Raw genomic sequence first — 26,847 nt, 5'->3', positions numbered from 1 at the left:
TCGGCGCGCCTCATGGGTCGAACGGGACTGGACATTCGCCTGCGCGGCCTTCTCGATCGCCTGCGCGCCCTGATCGTCGCGCGCCGGCCCTCCCGCCCGGTGCGGTACGGCGTCCCGGTCCTCGCCGTCGGCGGCATCGCGCTGCTTCACGCGTTGGTCTTCTCCGAATTCGCCCCGTGGTTCCTGTTCACGCCCGCCGTGATCCTCATCGCCCTGCTGCTCGGGGGCGGCGCCGGGTTGTGGGCCACTCTCCTGTCGGCGGCCTGCACCGGCATCGCGCTCCTCGCCGCGCCGCCCGTCGGCGTCCTGTCGCTCACGCAATCGGTCGCCTCGGCGGTGTTCGTCGTCACGACGGCCGGGGTGGTCGGGCTGGTAGTCGCCCTGCGGCACGCGCTCGTCGAAGCGGAGACGTCGCAGGCCGAGCTGAGGCGGAGCGCGGCGGCCTCGGCGGAGCGCGAGGCCTTCCTGGAGAGCATCCTCGCCAGCTCGACCGACTGCATCAAGGTGCTCGACCTCGACGGGCGGCTGACCTTCATGTCCGAGGGCGGCCAGCAGGTGATGGAGGTGAGCGACTTCAACGCGATCCACGGCTGCCACTGGCCCGATTTCTGGGCCGGCCAGGGGCATGAGGAGGCCGTCGCCGCCCTGGCCGCCGCCCGCGCCGGACGCGCGCGGAGCTTCGTCGGCCGCGCCTGCACGATGCGGGGCACGCCGAAATGGTGGCACGTGGCGCTCAGCCCGATCCGCAACCCCGATGGCACGTTCGACCGCATCCTGTCGGTCTCGCGCGACATCACGGCCCTGCGCGAGAGCGAGGAGGAGCGCGACCGCTTCGTGCGGCTGGCCGAGAACAGTACCGACTTCATCGGCATGGCGCGGACCGACGGCCGGGTCTTCTATCTCAACGACGCCGCCCGGCGGATGGTCGGCCTCGACCGCGCCGATCTCGCCGATCTGACCATCACCGACTTCCTCCCCCCGGAGCAGGTCGACACGGTCATGGCGGAGATGCTGGCGGCGGTGGAGTGCGACGGCCACTGGTCGGGCGAGCTGACCTTCCGCCATTTCCGCACCGGGGCGGCGATCCCGGTCCTGTACTCGGCCTTCCCGATCACCGACGGCGAGGGGCGTGTCGTCGGCACCGGCACGGTGACCCGCGACTTCCGCGCCCATAAAGCAGCCGAGGAGGAATTGCGGCTCCTCAACGGCGAGCTCGCCCACCGGCTCAAGAACGTGCTCGCCGTGGTGCAGTCTGTCACGCGGCAGACCCTGCGCAACGCCACCGACCTGCGGAATGCCGGCGAGTCCCTGTCGGCGCGGCTGGTGGCGCTCGGCACCGCCACCGACGTACTCACCAACGCCGCCTGGCGCTCGGCCGACCTGCGCCAGCTGATCGAGGGCGCCCTGTCCCCGCATGGATCGATCGGCAAGCGGATCCGGCTCGCCGGGCCCGCCCTCACCTTGCAGCCCCAACTCGCCGTCGCCCTCGCCCTCGCGCTGCACGAACTGGCGACCAACGCGGCGAAATACGGCTCGCTGTCGAACGATACGGGGATCGTGGATGTCCGCTGGCACGAGGAGGGGACGGGGCCGGAGGCGCGGTTCCGGCTCGACTGGCGCGAGCAGGGCGGCCCGCCGGTGACGGCGCCGGCCCGGCGCGGCTTCGGCAGCGCCCTCATCGAGCGCACGCTGAGCGCCTATTTCGGCGGCACGGCGGAGATCGACTACCGGCCGGACGGGCTGGTCTTCGCGCTCGACGCCCCGGCGGACGCCGCGATCCTGGCGAGCGAGGAGGCGTGACGGTGGGCAGGCTTTGGATGCCTGTCCGTCTCCGCCCCTGACACCTGGACGCCCTCCCTCCGCCTCCCTAACCTGAGCCGCGCCACCCGGCGTGGCGATGGGGAGTGAGGTTCATGGCAGTGTGTTCGATGGCGTCGCGCATCGTGACGGGTGCGATGCTGGTGCTCGCGGCGACGCAGGCCCTCGCGGCGGAGGAGCCCTCGCGCCTCGACCAGGTCATCGAGCGCAAGGTCCTCAACGTCTGCACGACGGGGGATTACCGTCCATTCTCGTACAGGCCCGACGGCGCCAACGACTTCGTCGGCATCGACATCGATCTCGGCCGCTCGCTCGCGCAATCGCTCGGCGCCGAGGCGGTGTTCGTGCAGACCAAGTGGTCGAACCTGATGGCCGATTTCAAGGCGAAATGCGACATCGCCATGAGCGGCATCTCGGTGACGCTGCCGCGCCAGCGCGAAGCCTTCTTCAGCACGATGTACCTGGTGAACGGCAAGGCGCCGATCGTCCGCTGCGACGACGTCGCGAAGTACCAGACGACGGACGCCATCAACCAGCCCTCGACCCGCGTCGTCGTCAATCCCGGCGGCACCAACGAGAAGTTCGCCCGCGCCAACCTCGCCAAGGCGCAGATCCAGCTCTTCCCCGACAACCGCGTCATCTGGCAGGAGATCGCGCAAGGCCGCGCCGACGTGATGGTCGCCGAGTCGGTCGAGGTGAAGCTGCAGGAGAAGCTGCATCCGGGCCTGTGCGCGGTGAATCCCGACCAGCCCCTGCAATACGGCGAGATGGGCTTCCTGCTGCCGCGCGGCGACACGGTGTTCAAGGCCTATGTCGATCAGTGGCTGCACCTGGCGAAGGCCTCGGGCGAGTTCGACCGTATTTTCACCGCGAACATGAAGTGACGGTGGGCGCGATCGACGATCGCGCGTCCCGTCCTCCCCCGAGCAATCCTCATCCCGGCGGCGGGAACCCAACCATCGTCGGGTTCCCGCTGCACGCCGCCGCGTGCGACACTGCCCCCCAATAAACGAGACGGTCCGGGGGGAACCACGATCATGCTGCTCTACGAGCACCCGCTCTCGTCCTATGCGCAGAAGGTCAAGATCGCCCTGCGCGAGAAGGGCGTGGCCTTCACCACCGAACTGCCGGAGACCTTCGGCACCGGCCGGAGCGACGGCCCCTTCGCGGAGGCCAACCCGCGCCAGGAGGTGCCGGTCCTGGTCGACGGGGGGGCGAGCCTCTTCGAATCGACCGTGATCCTCGAATACATCGAGGAACGCTGGCCCGATCCGCCGCTGCTGCCGCGCGATCCCGTCGCCCGCGCCGAGGCCCGCATGACCGAGGAGGTCTGCGACACCCAGTACGAGGCGGTGAACTGGGGCTTCGGCGAGATCCTGTGGTTCCGCCGCGCCACGGGAGCGCTCGCCGACCACCTGCGCAGCCAGGCCGCGGCGCAGACGAAGACCCTGCAGGACTGGCTCACAGGCCGCCTCGGCGAGGCGGCGTGGTTCGGCGGCGCGGCCTTCGGCTGGGCCGACGCGGCGGCGGCGCCGATGGTCAACCGCTCGGTGCATTACGGGATGGGACCCGAGGCGGGCAGCCCGCTCGCGCGCTGGCACGCAAGGCTGCGCGAGCGCCCCTCCGTGGCGCAGACCTTCCGGGAATTCGATGCCGCGGCGGCCCGGATGGCGGAAGCCGCCGACCTCTACACCACCGGCGGGCGCCGCCGCGAATACCGCGACCACCGCCTCGAATGGATGGTGAAATCCGGCGGCGTCGAGGTGGTGCTGGCGGGCCTGCGCGACGGCACCATCCGCTTCGCTTGGCCCCAAGGCAAGATTCGGCCCGAAGGCGAAATCCGGCCCCACGCCGACACGATCTGACGCCCCGACCGCCCTCCCGGGAAGACTCCATGCACCCCCTGCGCATCCTCGACCGCCTCGAGGAGATCCTGATCGCGAGCCTGATGGCGGGCGCGACGCTGCTGATCTTCGTCGCCGTCGTTCACCGCTACGCCTCCGGCATCCCGGCCCTGTATTCGATCACCACCGCGATCCACCTCTCCTGGGCCCAGGAGCTGTGCATCTACATGTTCGTCTGGATGGCGAAGTTCGGCGCGGCCTACGGCGTGCGCACCGGCATCCATGTCGGCGTCGACGTGGCGGTGAACCAGCTGCCCCCCGCCTGGCGCAACCGGATCGTGCTGTTCGGCCTGTTCTGCGGCGCGCTCTTCACCGCCATCGTCGGCATCATGGGCGCGCGCTTCGTCTACGGCCTCGTCGATACCGACCAGACCACGCCCGACCTCGAGATTCCGAGCTGGGTCGTCTATCTGGCGATTCCGCTCGGCTCCGGGCTGATGTGCTTCCGCTTCCTGCAGGTCGCCTGGAGCTTCTGGCGCACCGGGGAACTGCCGCACCACGATCCGGGCCATGTCGAGGGCGTGGTCGAGAGCCCGCACGCCGCGGAAGACCTGGGTAAAGACCTCGCTGCCGAAGCCCGCACCGGAGGCACCGCCCGATGAACGCCGCCATCATCTTCGGGCTGCTCATCGCCCTGATGCTCACCGGGATGCCGATCTCGATCGCGCTCGGCCTCTCGGTGCTCACCTTCCTGTTCACCATGACCACCGTGCCGATCGAGGCGGTGGCGCTCAAGCTGTTCACGGGAATCGAGAACTTCGAGATCATGGCGATCCCGTTCTTCATCCTGTCGGGCAACTTCCTGACCCATGGCGGCGTCGCCCGGCGGATGATCAACTTCGCCACCGCGATGATCGGCCACTGGCACGGGGGCTTGGGGCTCGCGGGCGTGATGGCCTGCGCGCTGTTTGCCGCCATCTCGGGCTCGAGCCCGGCCACCGTGGTGGCGATCGGCTCGATCATCCTGCCCGCCATGGTGGCGCAAGGGTTCCCGAAGCGCTTCGGCGCCGGCGTCATCACCACCTCGGGCGCGCTCGGCATCCTGATCCCGCCCTCGATCGTCATGGTGATGTACTCGGTGGCGACCAGCGGCGCGGTGGTGACCGGGCCCGACGGCCAGCGCGTCTCCTCGGCCTCGATCTCGACCCTGTTCGTCGCCGGCGTGTTCCCGGGCCTGATGCTGGCGGCACTTCTCGGCTTCACCACCTGGTACCGGGCGCGCAAGTTCGGCTATCCGCGGATGCCGAAGGCGACCTGGCGCGAGCGCTGGGTCGCGTTCCGCAAGTCGGTCTGGGGCCTCCTGCTGATCGTGCTGGTCTTGGGCGGCATCTACAGCGGCGCCTTCACGCCGACCGAGGCGGCGGCGGTCAGCGCCGTCTATGCCTTCGTCATCGCGCTGTTCGTCTACCGGGATCTGACCTGGAAGGACGTGCCGCGGGTGCTGCTCGATTCGGCCAACATGAGCGCGATGCTGCTCTACATCATCACCAACGCGGTGCTGTTCTCGTTCCTGATGACGAGCGAGCAGATCCCGCAGGCGATGGCGAGCTGGATCACCGGGGCCGGCCTGAACTGGGTGGTGTTCCTGCTGATCGTCAACATCCTGCTGCTGGTCGCCGGCAACGTGATGGAGCCGTCCTCGATCGTGCTGATCATGGCGCCGATCCTGTTCCCGATCGCCGCCAAGCTCGGCATCGACCCGGTGCATTTCGGCATCCTGATCGTAGTCAACATGGAGGTCGGCATGTGCCACCCGCCGGTCGGCCTCAACCTCTACGTGGCGTCCGGCATCACCCGGATGGGCATCACCGAACTGACCATCGCGGTCTGGCCGTGGCTGCTCACCATGCTGATCTTCCTGGTGGTGGTGACCTACGTCCCGGCGATCTCGCTGTGGCTGCCGCGGATGCTCGGGATGATGTGAGACCCTGGCGGACTTGCTGTAGACTCCGGGAAGAATCCTCGTTTCCCGGAGTTCCGCCATGGCGCTCGTGTTCCCGGTCATCCTCGGTTCGGTGCGCCAGGGGCGCAACGGCCTGCGCGCCGCCCGCTACCTGGTCCAGGCCCTCGAATCCCGCGGCCACGAGGCGCCGCTGGTCGATCCGGCCGAGCTTGCCCTGCCGTTGCTGACGCGGATGTACAAGGAATACCCGACGGGCGAGGCGCCCGAGCCGCTGGAGCGGCTCGCCGCCCTGTACCGCCGGGCGGACGGCTTCGTGGTGGTCTCGGCGGAGTACAACCACAGCATCCCGCCGGCTTTGTCCAACACCCTCGACCACTTCCTGGAGGAGTATTTCTGGCGGCCCTCGGCGATCGTCTGCTACTCGGCCGGCCGCTACGGCGGCGTGCGTGCGGCGATGCAGCTGCGCGCCATGCTGGGCGAGCTCGGCACGCCGAGCATCCCCTCGCTCCTGCCGATTCCCGAGGTGCACAAGGCGCTGGACGAGGAGGGCCGCCCGCTCCAGCCCTGGCTGGAGCGTCCGACCGGCCGCTTCCTCGACGAGCTGACCTGGTACGCGGAGGCGCTGCGGGAGAAGCGGCGGGGTGGGGTACCGTATTGAGGGGAGCGACGACCGCGCGCGAAAACCCTCCCCCCTCTGCGGGGGAGGGTGGACCCTGCGTCAGCAGGGGCCGGGAGAGGGGCAGCGCGACGCTGATCCAGAGGGCGCCCGTCAGAACGGTTCCGCCTCATCCGGAAGCGTGGTTCCCCTCTCCCGGCCTGCGCCGCAGGCCACCCTCCCCCGCAGAGGGGGGAGGGTTCATGCTCTTGGCCGTCGCTCCCGCACTGCGCACCTGCTGTGTCGTGTGCCGGGCCCGGCCTCGTTGAGGCCCGGATGACCCGGCGCGTCGTCCAGGTGCGTGGCAGGCGAGCGGCCCTCAGACCACCCCCGCCCGCAAGATGTCGTGGATGTGCAGGATGCCGACCGGGCGCCCGCGCTCCACCGCGAACAGGGCGGTGATCTGGCTGCGGTTCATCAGCTCCAGGGCGGCGCTGGCGAAGGTGCCGGGGGTGGTGGTGATCGGTGCGGGCGTCATGATCTCCTCGACCCGGCGGGCGAGGAGGTCGCTGTGGCCGTCGCCCCGGCTCATGTGGCGGCGCACGTCGCCGTCGGTGATCATGCCGACGAGCCGGCCGGCCTCGTCGACGATGCCGGCGCAGCCGAAGCGCTTGCCCATCACGGCGATCAGGGCCTCAGAGACCCGGATGCCGCGGGGCACCAGCGGCATCTCCTCGCCGGCATGCATCAGCTGGGTCACGGTCTTGAGCCGGGCCGCGAGCTTGCCGCCCGGATGGAAGACCTTGAAGTCGCTGGCCGAGAAGCCGCGGCGCTCCAGCAGCGCCACCGCCAGCGCGTCGCCGAGCGCCAGCTGGATCACGCTCGACGAGGTCGGCGCGAGGTTGTGCGGGCAGGCCTCCTTCACCAGCGGCAGCGGCAGCAGGATGTCGGCGGCCTGGCCGAGCGTGCTCGCCGGATTGGAGGTCATGCCGATCAGCGTCACGGCGAAGCGCTTCGAGAAGCTGATGAGGTCGCCGAGCTCGGTGGTCTCGCCCGACCAGGACAGCGCGATGACGATGTCCTGGGAGGTGATCATGCCGAGGTCGCCGTGGCTGGCTTCGCTCGGGTGGATGAACGAGGCCGGGGTGCCGGTGGAGGCGAGCGTCGAGGCGATCTTGCGCCCGATATGGCCGCTCTTGCCGATGCCCGACACGATCACCCTGCCCGGGATGTCGTGGATCGCCGCGACGGCGGCGCCGAACCCGGCCTTCAGCTCGTGGTCGAGGGCACGGGCCAGCGTCAGGAGCGCCTCGGCCTCGGTGCGGACGCTGCGGATGGCGGAGAAATGCGCCGCCTCGACCACCTGGCCTCCCGCGCTTCCAGGTGCACTGCTTTCCGCCGCCGCGTAGCTCTCGGCCCGGTTCGAACTCTCCATCGTGCTCCTCGACCCCGCCGCATCCCGTGTGAGGGGCGAGCCTGCCGACTCATTTGCGGCCAGAATACGGGTGGTCCCCCGCCGCGCCGGAGATTTTTCACGGCCTCCGGCGCCGCTGTGGCGCCCGCGCCTCAGGCCCTGCGCCGCGTCGTGCCGAGATAGCCCTCGACCAGGCCGGTCAGCTCGGCGGCGGTCTCGGCGACCGTATGGTCGGCGGTGTCGATCACCGCGCGGGCGCGGGCGTAGAGCGGCTCGCGGCTCATCAGTACGGCGCGAATCTCCCGCAGGGCGTTGTCGCTGTCCGGCAGCCGGGCCTGGGCGAGGCCCTTGGCCGCCTGCTCGCGCACCCGGTGGATGTGCTCCTCCGGCCGCGCCTTGAGCCAGACGGTGAAGAAGGCGGACAGAAGCAGGTCGAAGGTGACCGGCTCGGCGACGATGCCGCCGCCGGTCGCCAGCACCATCGGGCCCGGCCGCTCGGCGAGGCGCCGGAGCGCCCCCTGCTCCAGGCGGCGATAGGTCTCCTGGCCGTAGATCGCAAAGATCTCCGCCACCGACAGGCCGTTCTCGCGCTCGATCTCGCGGTTGAGCTCGACGAAGGTCCAGCCCATCCGCTCGGCGAGGATCCGCCCGAGGGTCGACTTGCCGGCGCCGCGCAGGCCGATCAGCGCCACGCGCTGCGTCGGGCCCTCGCCCGGCGCGGCCGCGCCCGAGAGCACGCGCTTAGCCTCGGCGATCTGGTCCGCATTCGCCTTCTCCAGGAGGTCGCGCACCACCGGCCAGTCGGGCGGGCTCTCGACCGCGGCGATCAGGTCCTCGAGCCGCACGCCCATGGCGAGGGCCACCCGGCGCAGCAGGATGATCGAGACGTTGCCCTGCCCGCCTTCGAGCTGGGCGATGTAGCGCTCGGAGAGCCCCGAGGTCTGCGACAGGACCTTGCGCGACATCGCCCGCACCGCCCGCATGGTGCGGACGCGCTGGCCGAGGATCGTCAGGAACTCGGCTTCGGCGTCGCCGGCCTCCGGGCCGTCGGTGTCGGGAGAGTCGTCCGCGTCCGGGCGCGATCCGGTCTTGCTGGGCATGGCGGGCCTCACCGGGGCGACAGGGCGAAGGGGCGGCCCCAATCGGACGGCAGGAGAGCGGGGCCGGTGGACAAAGCGTGGCGGGTCATGGGGAATGGGGATCGCTTGCGCCGCGGGATCCGTCCCGCGGGGGCGGGCGCATCCTCCGCGCGGTTCCGGGGGAAGGGCGAGACTGGTTCATACTTAAACCATGCCACGCGGCCCCGCCATGGTGCAGTGCGGCACGATGGAACGCTCGTCCCCGACTTCGCGATCCCCCGCCGGGTCGATTGGCGGCGGAGCGGAGCCGTGTCCCGCTCCGCTGCCGGTGAGTCTGCTCAGCCGACCCGCTCGACCGCCAGCGCCACGCCCTGGCCGACGCCGACGCACATCGTCGCGAGGCCGAGCCGGCCGCCAGCCCGGCCGAGCTGGAGCGCGACGCTGCCGGCGATGCGCGCCCCCGACATGCCGAGGGGATGGCCGAGCGCGATGGCGCCGCCGTTCGGGTTCACGTGGTCGGCATCGTCGGGCAGGCCGAGGCCGCGCAGGCAGGCGAGCGCCTGCGAGGCGAAGGCCTCGTTCAGCTCGACCGCGTCGAAGTCGGACGGCGTGAGGCCGAGCCGCGCGCAGAGCGTCTCGACGGCGGGAATCGGGCCGATGCCCATGATGCGCGCCGGCACGCCGGCCGAGGCGAGGCCGAGCACCCGGGCGATCGGGGTCAGGCCGTGGCGCTCGGCGGCCTCGCGGGTCGCCAGCACCAGGGCGGCGGCGCCGTCGTTGACGCCCGAGGCGTTGCCGGCGGTGACCGTGCCGTCCTTCTTCACGAAAGGCTTGAGCTTCGCCAGTCCCTCCGCGGTCGTGTCGGCCCGGGGATGCTCGTCGCGCTCGACCTTGACATGGCCGCCCTTGCGGTCGGGAATCTCGACCGCGACGATCTCGGCTGCGAAGGTGCCGTCGGCTTGCGCCCGGGTCGCCCGGGCTTGCGAGCGCAGCGCGAAGGCGTCCTGGTCGGCGCGGCCGATCTGATACTCCTCGGCGACGTTCTCGGCGGTCTCCGGCATCGAATCGACGCCGTACTGCGCCTTGAGCACCGGGTTGACGAAGCGCCAGCCGATGGTCGTGTCGTGGATCTCGGCCTGGCGCTGGAACGCGCCCTCGCTCTTGCCCATCACGAAGGGCGCCCGGGTCATCGATTCGACGCCGCCGGCCACGGCCAGGTCGATGTCGCCGGCCCGGATCGCGCGGGCCGCCGCCCCGACCGCGTCGAGGCCCGAGGCGCAGAGGCGGTTGAGGGTCAGGCCCGGCACCCGCTCGGGGTAGCCGGCCAGCAGCAGCGCCATGCGGGCGACGTTGCGGTTGTCCTCGCCGGCCTGGTTGGCGCAGCCGAGAAACACCTCCTCGACGGCGTCCTTCAGGGCCGGGTTGCGCCGCGCGAGTTCCGCCAGCGGCACGGCGGCGAGGTCGTCCGCCCGCACACGGGCCAGCGCGCCGCCGTAGCGGCCGATCGGCGTGCGCACGTAATCGCAGATGTAGACGTCCCGCGGCGCGCTCATGGCTTCCTCTCCCGATCGTGGTTTCGAAAAACCGGTACGGCGATGCGCGTCTCCGATCAAGCCCGGGCGGCGTCCGCCCGTACTCCATCGCGCGACTGACAGAATGTCGCGGCGTCTTGTGCGCTGCGGTCGGAACCCCCACTGTTCCGCTCCGTGACCGGTCGTCTCTGGACATCTCTCGCGCGTTTCTGCGCGACCGCCCTTCTCGGCCTCGGCTTCGCCCTCCTGGCGATGTCGGCGGCGGATGCCGCTTCCGGCCGTCCCGAGCCGGTGCTGCGTGCCGGCCATGGCGCCTCGCCGATGGCGAGCCTGCATGCCCATTGGGTGAAGAGCCCGGCCTGCACCCTCACGGCGACCAGCGTCGACAATCCCCGCCCGGACGATGGCGGCGCGGCGAGCACGAACCTCGCCTGCCCGGCCGAGGATCCGGCGGCGGGCGCCGCCACGCCGATGCCCCCGCGCCGCCTCGGTGCCCTGGTCCAGGCCGGCGCCGCCCTGCCCGAGCGCCCGCCGAAAGCCGCCGCCTGACGGCTGGTCCGTCCGTTCCCTTGCGGAAGCGGACCCCTCGTCACATCTCCGCCTCGGAACCTTGCGAGTCTTCCGGCTCGCCGCCGCCGCAAGGCCGCAGCGCCGATGCGCGCATCCTCAAGGCTCGCCCGAGTCCCGCGAGCCCCCCGACCTTTGCCCGGACGCCCGGCGGCGCGACGCGCCCCGGCCGCTTCCCCATCGCGCAGGAAAGACCGACCCGTGATCCAACGCCGCCGCATCCTCCTTGGAGCGACCGCCCTCGTCCTCGGGCTCGCCGCCTGCAAGCCGGCCCAGCAGGCCGCCGCCCCCGCGGCCCCGGCCGCCCCGCCGGAAGTCTCGATCGTTACGGTCAAGCACCAGCCGATTCCCTACGAGCGCGACCTGCCGGGCCGCGCCGCACCGACGCGGATCGCCGAGGTCCGGGCGCGGGTCGCCGGCCTCGTCACCAAGCGCACCTTCGAGCAGGGCAGCCAGGTCAAGGAGGGCGATATCCTCTACAAGATCGACCCGATGCCGTTCCGCGCCGACCTCGCCAGCGCCGAAGCGGCTTTGGCCAAGGCCGAGGCCGCCCTGGTGCTCACCCGCCAGCAGGCCGAGCGCCTGGAGACCCTCCTCTCGCGCCAGACCGCGAGCCAGGCCCAGTACGACGCCGCCTTCGCGGCCCAGAAGCAGGCCGAGGCCGAGGTCGCCGGCGCCAAGGCCGCCCGCGACCGGGCCCAGCTCAACCTCGGCTACACGGATGTGCGGGCGCCGATCTCCGGCCGCATCGGCCGGGCGCTGGTCACCGAGGGCGCTCTCGTCGAGCAGGGCGGCGCCAGCAACCTGGCGACGATCCAGCAGCTCGACCCGATCTACGTCGACATCACCCAGTCGGTCGGCGAATTGAACAAGCTGCGCCGGGATCTCGCCAGCGGCGAGCTCGACCGCCTCGCCGCCGATGTCGCGAGCGTGCGGGTCATCATGGATGACGGCTCGCTCTATCCCGAGCCCGGCCGGCTGCTGTTCTCCGACGTGACCGCCGATCCGAGCACCGGCCAGGTGACCTTGCGCGCCGTGGTGCCGAACCCCCACGGCGAGCTTTTTCCCGGCATGTATGTCCGCGCCCGGATCAAGCAGGGCATCGATTCCGACGCCATCGCGGTGCCGCAGCAGGCGGTGCACCGCTCCAACGACGGCCGCGCCCAGGTCTGGCTCGTCGGGCCGGACCAGAAGGTGGTGCTCCAGCCGGTCGAGGTCGGTCCGGTGGTCGAGAGCCAGTGGGTGATCCGCGACGGGCTCAAGGAGGGCGACCGGGTCGTCGCCGAGGGCTTCCAGAAGATCGTCGCCGGCACCCAGGTCGCGGCGGTGCCGTTCGAGACCACTACGGTGGCGTCGGCGGGCTCGCACCCCGCCCCCGCCTCGACCGAACAGCGCTGAGGAGGACACCCCCTTGGCGAGCTTCTTCATCGACCGGCCGATCTTCGCCTGGGTCGTCGCGCTGTTCATCTGTCTGGGCGGCGTGCTCACGATCCCGATGCTGCCGGTGGCGCAGTACCCGATTATCGCGCCGCCCTCGATCGCCCTCTCCACCGCCTTCCCGGGCGCCTCGGTGGAGGACCTCTATACCGGCACGACGCGGCTCATCGAGGACGAGCTGAACGGCGCGGCCAACATCCAGAGCTTCGAATCGGCGAGCGATTCGTTCGGCGTCGTCGAGATCACCGCCAACTTCGAGCCCGGCACCGATCCGGGCTATGCCGGCGTCGAGGTGCAGAACCGCCTGAAGCGCGTCGAGGCGCGGCTGCCCGCGGAAGTGCGCCAGCAGGGCATCCTGGTCGAGGAGGCCTCGGCCGCGACGCTGAACATCATCACCCTGGTCTCCAAGGACGGGTCGATGGACGAGGTCGCCCTCGGCGACTTCCTCATCCGCAACGTCATCAACGAGATCCGCCGCATCCCCGGCGTCGGCCGCGCCACCCTGTACTCGACCGAGCGCTCGTTGCGGGTCTGGATCGACCCCGACAAGCTGCGCGGCCTGTCGCTCAACGCCGCCGACGTGACCCAGGCGATCACGCGCCAGAACGTCCAGATCGCGTCCGGCGCCGTCGGCGCCCAGCCGAGCCCGGAGACCAACGCGGTCAACTATCCCATCACCGTCAAGGGCCAGATGCGGGCGCCCGAGGAATTCGGCGCGGTGGTCTTGCGGGCCAATCCCGACGGCTCGACCGTGCGCCTGCGCGACGTCGCCCGGATCGAGCTCGGCGGCGAGGACTACAAGTTCACCACCCGCCTCAATGGCGGGCCTGCCGCCGGCATCTCGGTGACGCTCGCTCCCGATGGGAATGCGCTCGACACCGCCAAGGCCATCCGCGCCAAGATGGTCGAGCTGTCCCAGTTCTTCCCCGACACGGTGAAGTGGGACATCCCCTACGACATCACCCCCGCCGTCGAGGCCTCGATCGAGAAGGTGCTCCACACCCTCGTCGAGGCGGTGGTGCTGGTGTTCATCGTGATGTTCCTGTTCCTCCAGAACATCCGCTACACCCTGATTCCGACGATCGTGGTGCCGATCGCGCTTCTCGGCACCTGCACGATCATGCTGCTCGCCGGGTTCTCGATCAACGTGCTGACCATGTTCGGCATGGTGCTGGCGATCGGCATCCTGGTCGACGACGCGATCGTGGTGGTCGAGAACGTCGAGCGGATCATGTCCGAGGAAGGGCTGTCGCCCAAGGAGGCGACCCGCAAGGCGATGCGCCAGATCACCGGCGCGATCATCGGCATCACGTTGGTGCTCGTCGCGGTGTTCATCCCGATGGCGTTCTTCCCCGGCTCGGTCGGCATCATCTACCGCCAGTTCTCGATCGCGATGGTGACCTCGATCGCCTTCTCGGCGTTCCTGGCGCTCTCGCTAACCCCGGCGCTCTGCGCCACGCTGCTGAAGCCCGTCGAGGCCGGGCACGGCCACGCCAAGAAGGGTTTCTTCGGCTGGTTCAACCGGATCGTCGACCGCGAGACCGCCCGCTACGGCCGCGGCGTCGCCTGGGCGGTGAAGAAGTCCGGCCGGATGATGGTGGTCTACCTGATCCTGGTCGCGGGCGTGGCCTACGCCTTCGTGCGCCTGCCCGAAGGCTTCCTGCCGGTCGAGGACCAGGGCTTCTTCACTGTCGACATCCAGACCCCCCCGGGCTCCTCGTTCAACCGTACGCTGGCCGCGGTGAAGAAGACCGAGGAGCACCTGCTGGCCCAGCCGGGCGTGGCGACCGTGACGATCGTCAACGGCTTCTCGTTCTCCGGCCAGGGCCAGATGACCTCGCAGGCCTTCGTGACGCTGAAGCCCTGGTCGGAGCGCGGCAAGGACCAGTCGGCGGCGGCGCTCGTCGCCGGGACCAACAAGGCGATGGCAGGCTACCGCGACGCGGTGATCCAGGCGCTGGAGCCGCCGCCGATCGACAACCTCGGCAACGCCTCGGGCTTCAGTTTCCGCCTCCAGGACCGGGCCCAGAAGGGCTACTCGGCCCTGATGGCGGCGCAGGAGCAGTTGCTTGCGATCGCCCGCAAGAGCCCGATCCTCAAGAACGTCTACGTCGAGGGCCTGCCGCCCGCGCCGCAGGCGGAACTGGTGATCGACCGCGAGAAGGCGGCGGCCCTCGGCGTCAACTTCTCCGACATCAACGACACCATCCAAGTCAATCTCGGCTCGGTCTACACCAACGACTTCCCCAACCGGGGCAAGATGCAGCGGGTGATCGTCCAGGCCGAGGACAACCAGCGCCTCAACGCCACCGACCTCTTGAATTACGGCGTCAAGAACCAGCAGGGGACGATGGTGCCGATGTCGTCCTTCGCCAGCCTGAAGTGGAGCGTCGGCCCGGCCCAGATCATCGGCTTCAACGGCTACCAGTCGGTCCGCATCACCGGCGAGCCGGCGGCGGGCTTCACCTCGGGCGAGGCCATCGCCGAGATGGAGCGGTTGATGACCCAGTTGCCGAAGGGGTTCGGCTATACCTGGACCGGGCAGTCGCTCCAGGAGAAGCAGGCGGGTTCGCAGGCGACCCTGCTGCTGGCGCTGTCGGTGCTGATCGTGTTCCTGTGTCTCGCCGCGCTCTACGAGAGCTGGTCGATCCCGCTCGCGGTGATGCTGGTCATCCCCCTCGGCGTGATCGGCTCGGTCGCTGGCGTGCTGATCCGGGACATGCCCAACGACGTGTACTTCAAGATCGGGCTCATCACGATCATCGGCCTGTCGGCCAAGAACGCGATCCTGATCATCGAGTTCGCCCGTGAACTCTGGAAGCCCGGCACCAAGCTGGTGCCGGCCACGGTCGAGGCCTCGCGCCTGCGCTTCCGGCCGATCGTCATGACCTCGCTCGCCTTCATCTTCGGCGTCGTGCCGCTCGCCATCGCGACCGGCGCGGCCTCGAAGAGCCAGCAGGCGATCGGCACCGGCGTGATGGGCGGGATGATCTCCGCCACCGTGCTGGCGGTGATCCTGGTCCCGGTCTTCTTCGTCGTCGCGATGCGGTTCTTCCAGAGGAAGCGCGTGCGGGACGAGAACCTCGACGCGGCGCCGGAGGCGGTGCACGCGCCGGAACCGGCGCGGGAGCACGCCCACGGGCATTGAGGTGAAGGGCGCGGGCTAGAGCATTTTCCGACGAAGTGGAAACCGGTTCGTCGCAGAAAATGCGGCATAACAAGGACTTAGAGAGCTTCGCGATTGCGCCGCGATCGTGAAGCGCTCTAAGGCCCGCGCCCTTGGCTGTTGGTCGGCCTCGCTTCGGGACTGGCTTGATGCTCTATTGCGGGCAACAGGCCGGCGCCCGATCGATCGGCGCGGTACACCGACGGGAGTGAACCGATGCGCCGCCTCGCCCTTGCTGTCCTCGTCCTGATGGCAGGCCCGGCCGCCGCCGAGCAGGACATGCTGCTCGGCGCCGACATGGCCTCCCCGGCGATGACGAAGGCCGAGATGAGCCGGGCCGACATCGAGGCGCTGATCGCCAGGGGTGGGCCGGTCGATCTCTCGGGCAAGGCTCTGTCCGGCCTCGACCTCTCCGGCCTCGACCTGCACGGCGCCAACCTGCGCACCGCGCGCCTGAACAAGGCCAGCTTGCGCGGCACCGACCTCACTGGTGCCAACCTCGAGCAATCCTGGTTCCTGAAGGCGGATCTCTCCGGCGCCAAGCTCGCGGGCGCGCGGATGTTCGGCATCATGGCGCGCGACGCGAATTTCAGCGGCGCCGATCTCAGCCAGGCGATCCCGATCGGCGATTTCCGGAACGCCAACCTGAGCGGGGCGAACCTCGCCGGCCTGAAGGGCGGGGCCGACCTCAAGAACCAGTCGATGGGCCTGATGCGGACGGTGTTTACCTCGGTGAACCTCACCGGCGCCACCCTGCGCGGCGCCGATCTCGGCCGCGCCCGGCTCGACTATGCCGATCTGCGCGGCGCCGACCTCACCGACGCGGTGCTGACGGGGGCCGATCTGTCGGGGGCGAACCTGACCGGCGCGAATGTGGCGGGGGCGGAGTTCAAGAATGCCGACGTGGCGGGCGCGCGGCTCGTCGATCTGAAGGGCGAGGATCGGGCCAGGGACTGGGCGGCGCGGGTGAATGCGGAGCGGGCGATCACGCGGGCGAGCCGGTAACCTCGATATTGGCCGCCGCCATGCGCCGCGACATAAGAAGCGGCGGCCGACCCGCTCGGCCGCGACGAGAGGATGTTTTAGCCATGCGCCGCACCCGCGCCCTCTGGGCCGCCTGCCTGCTCCTCCTCGCGGCCCCGGCCTCGGCCGCCGAACCCACCACGGTCTTTGCCGCGGCGAGCCTGAAGAACGCCCTCGACGAGGCCGGCAAGGCCTTCGCGGCGGAGAGCGGCATCCCGGTGCGGGCGAGCTACGCCGCCTCCTCGGCGCTGGCGCGCCAGATCGAGCAGGGCGCGCCGGCCGATCTCTTCGCCTCGGCCGATCTCGAATGGATGGACTACCTCGCCGCCCGCAAGCTGATCCGGCCCGAGACCCGGGTGAACCTGCTGGCCAACCGCCTGGTGGTGGTTGCGCCCAAGGATGCCAGGGTGACCGAGGCGACGTTCACGCCGGACTGGTTTTCCCGGACGCTCGGTCCCGACGGGCGGCTCGCCACCGGCGAGGTCAACTCGGTGCCGATCGGCAAATACGCCAAGGCGGCGTTCGAGACACTGGGCCTGTGGGCGCAGGTGCAGCCGCGGCTCGCCCAGGCCGACAACGTGCGGGCGGCTTTGGCGCTGGTCTCCCGCGGCGAGGCGCCGCTTGGCGTCGTCTACGAGAGCGACGCGAGGTCGGATCCGGGCGTGAAGGTGGTGGGGGTCTTTCCCGAAGGCAGCCACCCGCCGGTGGTCTATCCGTTCGCGGTCACGGCCGAGGCGAAGGGCGACGGTGGCGCGCGCTTCCTCGCCTATCTGCGGAGCAAGGCCGCAAGGCGCTTCTTCGAGGCGCAGGGCTTCACGATGATCGGGGAGGGGGCGTCGCAATGACGATTCCACACCTCAGGGCCTGTCCGATCGGCGAGGCTCGCCACGCATGCGTCTCTTTCTCCCCATTCGCGACCTCATCCTGAGGTGCGACTGAAAGGAGCCTCGAAGGAGGGCTCCAGTTCGCTCAAAGATTTCTGGAGCCCTCCTTCGAGGTCAGTCGATCGATGATCGACTGAGAGCCTGTTTGACGTGAAGGGTAATTTCTTCCCATTCTCGACCTCATCCTGAGGTGTCAGTCCATCAACGATGGACTGACCTCGAAGGAGGCCTCCAGAAGCCTGCGCGATCCCTGGAGCCCTCCTTCGAGGTCAGCCGATCTTCGATCGGCTAACACCTCAGGATGAGGTTGTGGGCTGGAAGAAGAAGTCCTCTGCAGCAGTCACATCATAATCAAACAAGCTCTGACACCTCAGGATGAGGTGGAGGATGGGAGATCTCGGACTTTATCCAAGTTTCTGCGGACAAAGCCGATTGAACGGCGCCCTCACGCCAGCTGAAACCCGAAGGCGAGGGGGTCGCGCTCGTCGACCAGGATGGTGTTGTGCCCGATCACCCGGGCCCAGCCGCCGATGCTCGGGCGGATGGCGGCGCGCCCGCCGACCTCCGCCTGGCTCTCGACTCGGCCGTGGAACAGCGTGCCGATGATGCTCTCGTGCACGAAGTCGTCGCCGACCTTGAGCAGGCCCTTGGCGACGCGCTGTGCCATCCGGGCCGAGGTGCCGGTGCCGCAGGGCGAGCGGTCGATGCCTTTGTCGCCGTAGAACACGGCGTTGCGGGCGTGCGCCTCCGGGTGCTTCGGGCGGTCGGCCCACATGACGTGGCTCAGGCCCTGGATGCGCGGATCCTCCGGGTGGACCGGGGCGACGGCCCGGTGCACCGCCTCGCGCACCAGCGGGCTCAGGGTCAGGATCTCGGCGGAGGTCATGCCGTCGAGGCCGGCCCAGCCGGGCTGCGGCTCGACGATGGCGTAGAAGTTGCCGCCATAGGACACGTCGACGGTGAGCGGCCCGAGCCCCGGCACCTCGACCCGGACATCGGCGGCGTGCAGGTAGCTCGGGATGTTGTAGAGCCGGACCTCGTCGATGAAGCGGCCGTTGCGGCGATACTCGACCTCGACCTTGCCGGCCGGGACTTCGAGCGACAGGTGCCCCTCGACGCGCGGCACCACGAAGCCCTGCTCCAGGGCCACCGTGACGGTGCCGATGGTGCCGTGGCCGCACATCGGCAGGCAGCCCGAGACCTCTATGAACAGCACGCCGAGTTCGCAATCCTCCCGCGACGGCGGATAGAGGATCGAGCCCGACATCGCGTCGTGGCCGCGCGGCTCGAACATCAGGGCCCGGCGCACCCAGTCGTGCTCGGCGACGAAGATCTGCCGCTTCTCGCCCATGGACACGTTGGGCAGGACCGGGCCGCCGCCGGCGACCACCCGCACCGGGTTGCCGCAGGTATGGGCGTCGACGCAGAGGAAGGTGTGCGGGTGCATGGCGCGGGCGGTCTCCGGGAGAGGCGCGGACGCCCCCTTCGTCGCAGAATTCGCCGCGCCGTCAACGCGGCACGGCCACGGTCGAGGACCGCACTCTCATCCCGGCCCGGCGCCGGGCCAGATGACGCACAGGCAGAGGCACGACCCAGGGCAACCCGGCGGCGTCTCGCGACGTTCTCGGGATCATGGCGCGGCCCCGTGGCGGGCCCGCTCGGCTGCGGCCTGGAAAGCTGCCCGATCGCGACGCGGTCGGATGCCGATCCAGGCCCTGGAGTTTGCCGCATCGTCCGACCGGCCGGTCTCCGCGTCGTCGGGCGGTGCCCCCAGAGAGGAGGTTGCCGATGATGGACAATATCGTTCAGGGTTTCACGCAGTTCCGCGAGCAGGTGTTTCCGAGCCAGCGTTCCGTCTATCAGCGCCTCGTCCATGACGGCCAGAAGCCGAAGGCCCTGGTGATCTCCTGCGCCGATTCCCGCGTCGTGCCGGAGCTGATCACCCAGGCGGGCCCGGGCGAATTGTTCGTCACCCGCAACGTCGGCAACATCGTGCCGCCCTTCGCCACCATGCTGGGCGGCGTGACCGCGGCGGTCGAGTACGCCGTGATGGCGCTCGGCGTGCGCGACATCGTGATCTGCGGCCACTCCGATTGCGGCGCCATGAAGGGCCTGCTCACCCCGGGCCTCGCGGAAAAAATGCCGAATGTCGGCGCCTGGCTGCGCCATGGCGAGGCGGCCCGCAAGATCGTCTGCGACGCCTATCCGGACGATATCGACGACAAGCGCCGCCTGCACGCCCTGGCGATGGAGAACGTGCTGGTGCAGCTCAACCACCTGCGCACCCACCCGGCGGTGGCGAGCGCCCTCGCCGCCGGCCAGCTCACCCTGCACGGCTGGCTGTTCGAGATCGAGACCGGCCACCTCCTGGTCTATGACGGTGAGGCCGGGCGCTTCGTGGTCCTGGCCGAGGAGGACGATCTGCCGGTGGCCGAGTCCTCGGCCGCGCCGCGGCTCGCCGCCGCCGGCGTCGGGACGCCCGAGGTCCGGGCGGCCGAGTAGAGCTTCGATTGACAGGCGGGGCGCGGCGGGAGAGGAACCCGGCATGGCCGATTTCCGACCCGACCGCTCCCGCGACACCGCCTTCGCGTGGATCGCCGCCGCCGCCACCCTGGCGACGATCCTCGTGGCCCATGTCGCGCCGGCCCGCGGGCCTGCGCCGCACCCCGTCGCCGTGTCGCCGGCCGAGGATCCCGGCTGCCGCGAATGGACCGATTCGTGCCGCGTGTGCACCCGCGGTGCCGACGGGGTCCATTGCTCGACGCCCGGCTTCGCCTGCCAGCGCGAGGCCCTGCGCTGCACCGGTCGCTGACGCTCCGGCACGGCATCGACCTCGGTTCGTGGGGTCGGCTCCGTGGGCTCGGCGCCGGCCAACCGGTCAGGCAACTTTGGCGACCGCCGTCGTCGACGGTCGCGTCCCGACGGGATCTCCGCCCTCCGCCAGGGCATAGCCGTTCCGCCCCCGGCTCTTGGCCCGGTAGAGCGCCTGGTCGGCCGCCGTAAACAGCGCGGGCCGGGACCGGGCGGCGCCCACGTCCTTCAGCGCGACCCCGATGCTGACCGTGACGACCCCCGTCCCGTCCGGGCGGCCGGGATGGGGGATGGCCAGCGCCTCGACGGCGCGCACCAGGGCGGCGGCGCACCGGGCCGCCTCCGGCGCCCCGGCATCCCGCAGCACGACGGTGAATTCCTCGCCGCCGAAGCGGGCGGCCAGGATCTCGGGCCACATCCCGGTTTCCGGCACGAAGGTGGCGAACAGGGCCGCCACCCGGCGCAGGCAGGCATCGCCCTCCGGATGCCCCAACGTGTCGTTGAACGGCTTGAAGTGATCGATGTCGATCATCATCAGGGCGACGGCGCGCTCGTCGCCGAGCCAGTCCTGCACCCGCTCGTCGAGGGCGCGGCGGTTGGGCAGGCCGGTGAGGGCATCGGTATGCGACAGGCTCTGATAGCGCTCGCGCTCGGACTCCGCCGCCTCGGAGGCGGTTCGCGCGGCCAGCGTCCGGAGATATTCGCGGCATCGTTGCCGCTCCATCCGGTAATTGGCGTAGAGCGCGAACGTGCCGCCGGTGACGAACTGCACCGACAGGCCGAGCCGCAGGTTCGGATCGAGGCCCGACTTGGTGGCGAGGGCCAGCATCGCGCCGACGAAGGCCAGGCCGGTGAAGGCGAGGGCGTGCCGGAAGCGCAGGGCCAGCAGCATGTTCCCGAAGACGATCGCCAGGACCGACGTGTGGAACGTGTAGCTGCCGAGCGGGGCCGTCGTCAGCCAGAACAGCAGGATCGGCACCGCGGCGGCTCCGATCATCCCGAGAAGGGCGAGCCCTTCGCGCCGGGCCGGCCCGACGCGCCGGATCAGCCAGGCCAGCACGAGGGAGACCGGCGTGATCACCAGCAGGTGGCAGACGACGCTCAGCGCGAAGAGATCGGGCGTCAGCCACAGGTTGGTGAGGTTGTCGACGTTGTAGATGGCGACGCCGAACAGGACGATCTGGCACAAGGCGACGGCACGCTCCCGGCCATGCTCCGCTTCGTACCGCGCGTCCGTGTGCGGATCGAAGCGCAGCAGCCCGTCCAGGCGGCCGGTCTCGTCGGGCGGTGCGGGACATCCGGCGGCCAAGGTCGAACCCTCCTATGCCGCGTCTGCCACAGCGCCTCCTGTCCTTAGGTGAGGATGGCCTACCCGTTCCTTAACGTTGCGACACGGTAAATCCGGGCGCGTCTTCGATACCAGTATTGTCGTACTAATCCGTCAGTCCGGGCGGGGCCGAGGCGGCGATGCGCCGCCCCTCGCGACCGGGCGCGCCGCCGGGCGTCATCCGCCCTCGCGGCCATAGACGTCCTCGATGCGGATGATGTCGTCCTCGCCGGTATAGCTGCCGACCTGGACCTCGATCAGCTCGAGCGGGATCTTGCCCGGATTGGCCAGCCGGTGCACGCAGCCGATCGGCAGGTAGGCCGCCTCGTTCTCGTGCACGAGGCGCACGACCCCGTCGACCGTGACCTCGGCGGTGCCGCGCACCACCACCCAGTGCTCGGCGCGGTGATGGTGCTTCTGCAGCGACAGCCGGCCGCCCGGCTTCACGGTGATCCGCTTCACCTGGAAGCGCGACCCGATGTCGATGCGCTGGTAGGAGCCCCAGGGCCGGTACATCAGCCGGTGGGCATCCGCCTCCGGCTCAGCCCGACGCCGCAGGGCCTCGACCAGGCCCTTCACCTCCGCCCCGGCATTCCGGTGCGTCACCAGCACCGCGTCGTCGGTCGTCACCACCACCACGTCGTCGAGGCCGACCACCGTGGTCAGGATCTCGCCCGAGGCGTGGACCAGGCTGTTGCGGGTGTCCCGCACCGCGACCCTTCCGCGGAGCGCGTTGCCGTCGGCGTCCCGGGGCGAGACCTCCCACAGGGCGCCCCAGGTGCCGATATCCGACCACGGGAAGCTCACCGGCAGCACGCCGGCCCGGGCGGTCCGCTCCATCACCGCGTAATCGATCGAGATCTGCGGCGCGCGGGCGAACGCCTCCTCGCCGAGGCGCACGAAGTCGAGGTCGCGGGTGGCGGTTTCGAACGCCGCCTTCGCCGCCGCGAGCACCGCCGGGGCGTGGGCCGCGAGCTCGTCCAGCATCACGTCGGCGCGGAACAGGAAGTAGCCGCCGTTCCACAGGGCGCCCTCGGCGATCAGGCCGGCGGCGCGGGCGGCGTCCGGCTTCTCGAGGAACCGCTCGACGACGCGCGCTCCGTCCGCGCCGGCCTCGCCCGGGAGGGAGGCGCCCGGCTGGATGTAGCCGTAGGCGGTGGCCGGCTGCGTTGGCGCGATGCCGAGCGTCATGATGTGCCCGGCTCTCGCCCCGGCCCGGGCGGCCCGGGCGGCCGCGACGAAGGCCGCGTCGTCCCCGACCGCGTGGTCGGCGGCGAGGATCAGCACCAGGCCTTGCGGATCGCGGGCGGCGGCGTGGAGCGCCGCGACGGCGACCGCCGGGGCGGAATCGCGCCGGCACGGTTCGAGCAGGATGTCGGCGGCGACGCCGCCCTGCGCGAGCTGCTCGGCGACGAGGAAGCGGGCGTCGTTGGCGGTGATGACCGCCGGGCGGGCGAAGGTGGCGGGGTCGGAGAGCCGCGCGGCGGTGGCCTGGAACGACGAGCGCCCGGGCTCGGCGAGCGGGATGAATTGCTTGGGGAAGCTCTCCCGGGAGGCCGGCCATAGCCGCGTCCCCGATCCGCCGCACAGGATCACCGGGTGGATCAGGTCGCCAGCATCGGACATGGTCGGGCTCCGGGCCGGGAACGGCCGAGGGGGACGGCTCGAAAAACAGGGGCTTCGCGGCTGATGGCCGTGCGGATCTCGGGAGACCGGGCAGGCCGCCGCGCGCGAGGCCGGATCAGGTTGCGGAGTTTGCCACGCCGATCAAGCGACTCGAAAGGGGAGGGGCCCGCCACTTCCGGCCGTCCCGCCGGAAAGTCGCGCCGCATGGTTTCGCGGACGCGAATGCCGCGCCTCCGCTGGCGGAGGAGTGCCGCATCGCTGCCATGCCCCCGCGCGCCTTGCGGGTGCGGCGGGCCTGCGTCACTCCTCGGCGCCGTTGCCGGCCGCCTTCCCGCGAGAGCCGGCCCCTCGGGATGACCATGGCGAGCAGCGCGAGCGGCGGGGCGACCAAGCCTGAGATGATCCGGCCCGAATCCGGCTGGGCCGGGCCCGGCTTCGTCGAGTTCGTCGCCCTGATGGCCCTGATGATGGGCCTGACCGCGGTCACCATCGACAGCTTCCTGCCGGCCTTCCCGGCGATCCAGCGCGACTTCGCGATCCAGGACCCCAACCGGCTGCAGCTCCTGGTCTACGTCTACATGCTGGGCTTCGGGACCGCCCAGCTCGTCTACGGCCCGGTCTCGGACGGGACCGGGCGGCGCCCGGCCCTGATCGCCGGCATCGGCATCTACCTCGCCGGCAGCGTGCTCGCCATGCTGGCGCCGAGCTTCGAGGTGCTGCTGCTGGCCCGCGCGATCCAGGGCGTCGGGGGAGCGGCGGGCCGCGTCCTCGCGGTGGCGATCGTGCGCGACCGCTACGAGGGCCGCGACATGGCCCGGGTGATGTCGTTCTGCATGATGGTCTTCCTCATCGTGCCGATTCTTGCCCCCTCGCTCGGCAGCCTCGTCCTGTTCGCCGGCAGCTGGCGGATGATCTTCGGCCTGATGCTGGCGCTGGCGCTCGTCACCCTGGCGTGGTTCGGCACGCGCCTGCCCGAGACCCTGCATCCGGCCTTCCGCCGGCCGGTCTCGGCCCGGGCGATCGGATCGGGCATCGCCGTCACGGTGCGGACCCGGGCTTCCCTCGGCTACGCCACCGCGCTCGGCCTCACCACCGGTTGCATCATGGGCTATGTCGGCTCGGCGCAGGCCGTCTTCGATACCGGCCTCTACCATCTCGGGCCCCTGTTCCCGGTCGCCTTCGCGCTGATCGCCGGGGCGATGGGTGTCGCGACGCTGATCAATGCCCGCCTCGTGCGCCGCCTCGGCATGCGGCGGCTGGCCCATGGCGGCACGCTCGGGCTGTTCCTCGCCGCCTGCCTGCAACTCGCGCTGGTCCTGGCCTTCGCCGGGACGCCGCCGCTCTGGCTGCTGATCGTCACCCTGGCGGCGTGCCAGTTCCTGATGAGCTTCGCGATGCCGAACTTCAACGCCCTGGCGATGGAGCCGCTCGCGGCGATCGCCGGGACCGCCTCGTCGTTCATCGGCTTCTACACCACGCTGCTGGCGGCCTTCTGCGGCCTCCTCGTCGGCCAGTCCTTCGACGGGACCGTGACGCCGCTGGCGCTCGGCTATTGCGCCCTGAGCGGGCTGTCCCTCGCCACCGTGCTGTGGACCGAGCGCGGCCGGCTGTTCTGAGCGGACTGGCGTCGGCAGGCCGACGCTTCGCCCGTTCAGGCTCTTGCCGTGTCGCAGATTTTCGGCGCCGAACCGGTAACCACTTCGGCGAAATCCGCGGAGGTGCGGGGTCCGGTAGAACCCCCTTAACCGGTCCCGCGCCACCGTCCGCCCATTCGACGAGGGGCTCGGGATGGCTGCGCGCAACGACGGAATCCTGCTCGCCGGGCGGCTCCTGCTCGCCTCCGCCCTGCTGCCGGCGGCGATCGGGCGGGCGCTCAACCCCTCGGGCTTCGCCTTGACGCTGGCGGCGACCGGGATGCCCTACCCGAACGCCGTCGCGACGGCCTCGGTGGTGATCGGGATCTTCGGCCCGCTCCTCCTCGCGCTCGGGCTGCTGCCGCGCCTCGTCGGCCTCGGCCTCGCGCTCCACGCGGTGGTGGCGGGCTTGCTGCTGCACCGGTTCTGGGAGTTCTCCGGCGCCGTCGCCCGGGTCGAGCAGGAACTCTTTCTCGCCCAGCTCGGCCTCGCCGCGGGCTTCGTGCTCTACGCCGTGACCGGTCCGGGCGGCTGGAGCTGGCAGGGCTGGTGGCACGGGGGCGAGCGCGGCACGGCGCCGGCGGCCAGGGTCCCGGCCCCCAAGGACTCTGCCCCCAAGGACTCGGCCCCCAAGGACTCGGCCTCGAAACCGCCCCGCAAGCGGGCCGCCGCGCCCCGCGGGCCCCGCCCGGCCAAGGCCGCGGCCTGACGGCGCGTGGGAGCGAGGAACTGGCGGCGGCGGTCAGGCCGACAGCCGCCGCTCCTCGGCGAGGTGTGCATCGGCGTAGCGGCCGGAGATGTCGCAGGCGACCCCGATCAGCCGGGTGCGGCCGTCGGAGGACGTCATCAGGCTGCCGCGGGCCGAGATCCAGCGCACGCCGTCCTCGTGGGCGATGCGGTACTGCGCGTCGTAGGTGCCCTCGCCCCGCAGGGCGGGTTCGAGGCTGGCGAGGACGGTCGGCAGATCCTCCGGCAGCACCATCGCCAGGAACAACTCGTCGAGCGGGCCCTTCGTCGCGCCCATCAGGCTCGCGCCGAATTCCGAGCAGGTGACCTCCCGGGTCGCCACGTCGACGTCCCAGGTCATCAGTCCGGCCGCCGCGATGGCGAGGCGCAAGCGCTCTTCGCTCGTGCGCAGGGCCTCGGCGGCGCGGACCTGCTCGTCGATATCGGCCATGGTGCCGACCCATTCGCGAATCGTGCCCTCGGCGCTCTCGAGCGGCACCGCCCGGCCGAGCATCCAGCGGTACTGGCCGCTGCGGTGGCGCACCCGGTAGGTCGCGTCCAGCGGCGTGCCGCTCTGGCAGCAGGCCCGCCACAGGGCCCCGACCGCGGCGCGGTCGTCCGGGTGCAGGGCGTCGAGCCAGCCGAAACCCTGCAGCTCGGCATCGCTCAGGCCGGTGCGCGCGCTCAGGCCGAAGGTCTGCATCAGGCTGCCGTCCGGGCCCGAGCGCCACTCCACCGCCGCGCTCGCCTCCACCAGGGCGCGGTAGCGCTGCTCGCTCTCCTGCCTGCCGTCCTCCGCCTCCTGCCGACTGGCCGGCACGGGCGATCCCTGGGCCGGGGCGACCTGCCGGAAGCTCGGCTCGTAGCGGCCCAGCGGCAGGTCGATGCGCACCTCGAGCGGGCAGGCGGCATCGGCATAGATCTGCTGCAACACCTGGCGCAGGCGCCGGGCCTCGACCCGCACGATCGCATCCGTCGCCGGATCGAAGCTGCTCGAGCGGCCGAGGGCATCGGTCGCGATGGTGTAGGACTTGAGCAGGCTGCCGCGTCCCGCCAGGCTCTCGCGCACGACATAGGCCAGGAAGGCGGAGAGCTGGGGCGACTTCTTCAAGGGCGGCAGGTTGAGCAGAGCGTCCAGGGTCGCGCTGATGGTCTCCGTTCCAATCGCTTCCCGATCCATCACTCGTTCCCGTCGCGTTCCGTCGCGCGGGTGCACGCCATCACGCCGCGTTCGCACAACCTGCCGGCGAAGCGATCAGTTGTCGTCGCCTCCCCAACACATGGTGAAGGCATACAAAAGCACGCTCCAGTGTCAAGATCAAAACCATTCTAAGAAGCTAACCCAAGGGCAGTATCGGCGAAGAGCGCCGGCGCTATTGGGGGAGGTCGAGGCCGGGGCAG

The 26,847-nt window shown here is 70.6% G+C and carries 22 protein-coding genes; 15 read left to right on the top strand and 7 right to left on the bottom strand.

Going from position 1 to position 26,847, the window contains the following annotated elements:
* Positions 1-12: 12 nt before the first annotated feature.
* The 6 genes from HBB12_RS10685 (at position 13) to HBB12_RS10660 (ending at position 6,283) form a co-directional block, all read left to right on the top strand.
* Positions 13-1,800 carry a PAS domain-containing protein gene (locus HBB12_RS10685; protein WP_236989330.1) on the top strand — a complete coding sequence of 596 codons (1,788 nt, stop codon included), beginning with the start codon at positions 13-15 and terminating at the stop codon, positions 1,798-1,800.
* A gap of 113 nt (positions 1,801-1,913) precedes the next feature.
* Complete coding sequence (locus HBB12_RS10680; protein WP_236989329.1) at positions 1,914-2,702, top strand: transporter substrate-binding domain-containing protein; 789 nt, start codon at positions 1,914-1,916, stop codon at positions 2,700-2,702.
* A 153-nt stretch (positions 2,703-2,855) separates the two neighbouring features.
* The gene (locus HBB12_RS10675) at positions 2,856-3,683 is read left to right on the top strand and encodes a glutathione S-transferase family protein (RefSeq protein ID WP_236989328.1); all 828 of its coding nucleotides are present in this window, start codon (positions 2,856-2,858) and stop codon (positions 3,681-3,683) included.
* A gap of 29 nt (positions 3,684-3,712) precedes the next feature.
* On the top strand, positions 3,713-4,324 hold the full coding sequence (locus tag HBB12_RS10670; protein ID WP_236989327.1) for a TRAP transporter small permease: 612 nt from the start codon (positions 3,713-3,715) through the stop codon (positions 4,322-4,324).
* On the top strand, positions 4,321-5,646 hold the full coding sequence (locus tag HBB12_RS10665; protein WP_236989326.1) for a TRAP transporter large permease: 1,326 nt from the start codon (positions 4,321-4,323) through the stop codon (positions 5,644-5,646). The genes HBB12_RS10670 and HBB12_RS10665 overlap by 4 nt, the downstream gene beginning before the upstream one ends.
* Before the next feature lie 58 nt (positions 5,647-5,704).
* A complete protein-coding gene (locus HBB12_RS10660; RefSeq protein WP_236989325.1) occupies positions 5,705-6,283 on the top strand; it encodes an NADPH-dependent FMN reductase in 579 nt (192 codons plus the stop codon).
* Positions 6,284-6,599: 316 nt separating this feature from the next.
* On the opposite strand, the gene HBB12_RS10655 is transcribed toward HBB12_RS10660, so the two are convergent.
* The 3 genes from HBB12_RS10655 to pcaF all read right to left on the bottom strand — a co-directional run bounded on the left by HBB12_RS10655 (position 6,600) and on the right by pcaF (position 10,266).
* Positions 6,600-7,655, bottom strand: a complete 1,056-nt coding sequence (locus HBB12_RS10655; RefSeq protein WP_236989324.1) for a KpsF/GutQ family sugar-phosphate isomerase — start codon at positions 7,653-7,655, stop codon at positions 6,600-6,602.
* Positions 7,656-7,786: 131 nt separating this feature from the next.
* On the bottom strand, positions 7,787-8,734 hold the full coding sequence (locus HBB12_RS10650; protein ID WP_236989323.1) for a helix-turn-helix transcriptional regulator: 948 nt from the start codon (positions 8,732-8,734) through the stop codon (positions 7,787-7,789).
* Between the two features lie 317 nt (positions 8,735-9,051).
* Complete coding sequence (gene pcaF, locus HBB12_RS10645) at positions 9,052-10,266, bottom strand: 3-oxoadipyl-CoA thiolase (protein WP_236989322.1); 1,215 nt, start codon at positions 10,264-10,266, stop codon at positions 9,052-9,054.
* A gap of 153 nt (positions 10,267-10,419) precedes the next feature.
* Between pcaF and HBB12_RS10640 the strand changes: the two genes are divergently transcribed.
* The 5 genes from HBB12_RS10640 (at position 10,420) to modA (ending at position 17,283) form a co-directional block, all read left to right on the top strand.
* A complete protein-coding gene (locus tag HBB12_RS10640; protein ID WP_236989321.1) occupies positions 10,420-10,794 on the top strand; it encodes a hypothetical protein in 375 nt (124 codons plus the stop codon).
* Positions 10,795-11,013: 219 nt separating this feature from the next.
* Positions 11,014-12,210 carry an efflux RND transporter periplasmic adaptor subunit gene (locus tag HBB12_RS10635; RefSeq protein WP_465251168.1) on the top strand — a complete coding sequence of 399 codons (1,197 nt, stop codon included), beginning with the start codon at positions 11,014-11,016 and terminating at the stop codon, positions 12,208-12,210.
* Between the two features lie 13 nt (positions 12,211-12,223).
* Entirely contained in the window at positions 12,224-15,397 is a 3,174-nt protein-coding gene (locus HBB12_RS10630) for a multidrug efflux RND transporter permease subunit (RefSeq protein WP_236989320.1), read from the top strand.
* A 234-nt stretch (positions 15,398-15,631) separates the two neighbouring features.
* Positions 15,632-16,420, top strand: a complete 789-nt coding sequence (locus HBB12_RS10625; RefSeq protein ID WP_236989319.1) for a pentapeptide repeat-containing protein — start codon at positions 15,632-15,634, stop codon at positions 16,418-16,420.
* An 83-nt stretch (positions 16,421-16,503) separates the two neighbouring features.
* Positions 16,504-17,283, top strand: a complete 780-nt coding sequence (gene modA / locus HBB12_RS10620) for a molybdate ABC transporter substrate-binding protein (protein WP_236989318.1) — start codon at positions 16,504-16,506, stop codon at positions 17,281-17,283.
* A 484-nt stretch (positions 17,284-17,767) separates the two neighbouring features.
* Here modA and HBB12_RS10615 read toward each other — a convergent pair whose 3' ends face one another.
* On the bottom strand, positions 17,768-18,769 hold the full coding sequence (locus tag HBB12_RS10615) for a 4-hydroxyproline epimerase (protein ID WP_236989317.1): 1,002 nt from the start codon (positions 18,767-18,769) through the stop codon (positions 17,768-17,770).
* Positions 18,770-19,113: 344 nt separating this feature from the next.
* Here HBB12_RS10615 and HBB12_RS10610 point away from each other — a divergent pair, with 344 nt between their 5' ends.
* Together HBB12_RS10610 and HBB12_RS10605 are read left to right on the top strand one after the other, a co-directional pair.
* On the top strand, positions 19,114-19,824 hold the full coding sequence (locus HBB12_RS10610; RefSeq protein ID WP_236992740.1) for a carbonic anhydrase: 711 nt from the start codon (positions 19,114-19,116) through the stop codon (positions 19,822-19,824).
* A 43-nt stretch (positions 19,825-19,867) separates the two neighbouring features.
* On the top strand, positions 19,868-20,134 hold the full coding sequence (locus HBB12_RS10605) for a hypothetical protein (protein WP_236989316.1): 267 nt from the start codon (positions 19,868-19,870) through the stop codon (positions 20,132-20,134).
* Positions 20,135-20,200: 66 nt separating this feature from the next.
* Here HBB12_RS10605 and HBB12_RS10600 read toward each other — a convergent pair whose 3' ends face one another.
* A complete protein-coding gene (locus HBB12_RS10600; RefSeq protein ID WP_236989315.1) occupies positions 20,201-21,442 on the bottom strand; it encodes a GGDEF domain-containing protein in 1,242 nt (413 codons plus the stop codon).
* A gap of 195 nt (positions 21,443-21,637) precedes the next feature.
* Positions 21,638-23,086, bottom strand: a complete 1,449-nt coding sequence (locus HBB12_RS10595; protein WP_236989314.1) for a mannose-1-phosphate guanylyltransferase/mannose-6-phosphate isomerase — start codon at positions 23,084-23,086, stop codon at positions 21,638-21,640.
* A 359-nt stretch (positions 23,087-23,445) separates the two neighbouring features.
* Between HBB12_RS10595 and HBB12_RS10590 the strand changes: the two genes are divergently transcribed.
* Both HBB12_RS10590 and HBB12_RS10585 read left to right on the top strand, forming a co-directional pair.
* Positions 23,446-24,702, top strand: coding sequence for a multidrug effflux MFS transporter (locus tag HBB12_RS10590; RefSeq protein ID WP_236989312.1), 1,257 nt, complete (start codon positions 23,446-23,448; stop codon positions 24,700-24,702).
* Positions 24,703-24,874: 172 nt separating this feature from the next.
* Positions 24,875-25,429: a DoxX family membrane protein gene (locus tag HBB12_RS10585; protein ID WP_236989311.1), complete on the top strand. Its 555-nt coding sequence runs from the start codon at positions 24,875-24,877 to the stop codon at positions 25,427-25,429.
* A 33-nt stretch (positions 25,430-25,462) separates the two neighbouring features.
* Here HBB12_RS10585 and HBB12_RS10580 read toward each other — a convergent pair whose 3' ends face one another.
* Positions 25,463-26,626, bottom strand: a complete 1,164-nt coding sequence (locus tag HBB12_RS10580; protein WP_236989309.1) for a PAS domain-containing protein — start codon at positions 26,624-26,626, stop codon at positions 25,463-25,465.
* Positions 26,627-26,847 lie beyond the last annotated feature (221 nt).

This window comes from Methylobacterium sp. SyP6R (genome assembly GCF_019216885.1).
Classification (GTDB): domain Bacteria; phylum Pseudomonadota; class Alphaproteobacteria; order Rhizobiales; family Beijerinckiaceae; genus Methylobacterium.
Note: the sequence above shows the minus strand (reverse complement) of the source record. Positions and strands in the feature narration are given on the sequence as shown.

Excerpts from the sequence above, each read along its gene's own strand:
- HBB12_RS10580 (WP_236989309.1), bottom strand. The coding sequence starts at position 26,626 with ATGGATCGGGAAGCGATTGGAACGGAGACCATCAGCGCGACCCTGGAC.
- HBB12_RS10685 (WP_236989330.1), top strand. The coding sequence starts at position 13 with ATGGGTCGAACGGGACTGGACATTCGCCTGCGCGGCCTTCTCGATCGC.
- HBB12_RS10655 (WP_236989324.1), bottom strand. The coding sequence starts at position 7,655 with ATGGAGAGTTCGAACCGGGCCGAGAGCTACGCGGCGGCGGAAAGCAGT.
- HBB12_RS10650 (WP_236989323.1), bottom strand. The coding sequence starts at position 8,734 with ATGCCCAGCAAGACCGGATCGCGCCCGGACGCGGACGACTCTCCCGAC.
- HBB12_RS10605 (WP_236989316.1), top strand. The coding sequence starts at position 19,868 with ATGGCCGATTTCCGACCCGACCGCTCCCGCGACACCGCCTTCGCGTGG.
- HBB12_RS10675 (WP_236989328.1), top strand. The coding sequence starts at position 2,856 with ATGCTGCTCTACGAGCACCCGCTCTCGTCCTATGCGCAGAAGGTCAAG.
- HBB12_RS10590 (WP_236989312.1), top strand. The coding sequence starts at position 23,446 with ATGGCGAGCAGCGCGAGCGGCGGGGCGACCAAGCCTGAGATGATCCGG.
- HBB12_RS10610 (WP_236992740.1), top strand. The coding sequence starts at position 19,114 with ATGGACAATATCGTTCAGGGTTTCACGCAGTTCCGCGAGCAGGTGTTT.
- HBB12_RS10660 (WP_236989325.1), top strand. The coding sequence starts at position 5,705 with ATGGCGCTCGTGTTCCCGGTCATCCTCGGTTCGGTGCGCCAGGGGCGC.
- HBB12_RS10670 (WP_236989327.1), top strand. The coding sequence starts at position 3,713 with ATGCACCCCCTGCGCATCCTCGACCGCCTCGAGGAGATCCTGATCGCG.
- pcaF (WP_236989322.1), bottom strand. The coding sequence starts at position 10,266 with ATGAGCGCGCCGCGGGACGTCTACATCTGCGATTACGTGCGCACGCCG.
- HBB12_RS10595 (WP_236989314.1), bottom strand. The coding sequence starts at position 23,086 with ATGTCCGATGCTGGCGACCTGATCCACCCGGTGATCCTGTGCGGCGGA.
- HBB12_RS10680 (WP_236989329.1), top strand. The coding sequence starts at position 1,914 with ATGGCAGTGTGTTCGATGGCGTCGCGCATCGTGACGGGTGCGATGCTG.
- HBB12_RS10615 (WP_236989317.1), bottom strand. The coding sequence starts at position 18,769 with ATGCACCCGCACACCTTCCTCTGCGTCGACGCCCATACCTGCGGCAAC.
- modA (WP_236989318.1), top strand. The coding sequence starts at position 16,504 with ATGCGCCGCACCCGCGCCCTCTGGGCCGCCTGCCTGCTCCTCCTCGCG.
- HBB12_RS10585 (WP_236989311.1), top strand. The coding sequence starts at position 24,875 with ATGGCTGCGCGCAACGACGGAATCCTGCTCGCCGGGCGGCTCCTGCTC.
- HBB12_RS10665 (WP_236989326.1), top strand. The coding sequence starts at position 4,321 with ATGAACGCCGCCATCATCTTCGGGCTGCTCATCGCCCTGATGCTCACC.
- HBB12_RS10625 (WP_236989319.1), top strand. The coding sequence starts at position 15,632 with ATGCGCCGCCTCGCCCTTGCTGTCCTCGTCCTGATGGCAGGCCCGGCC.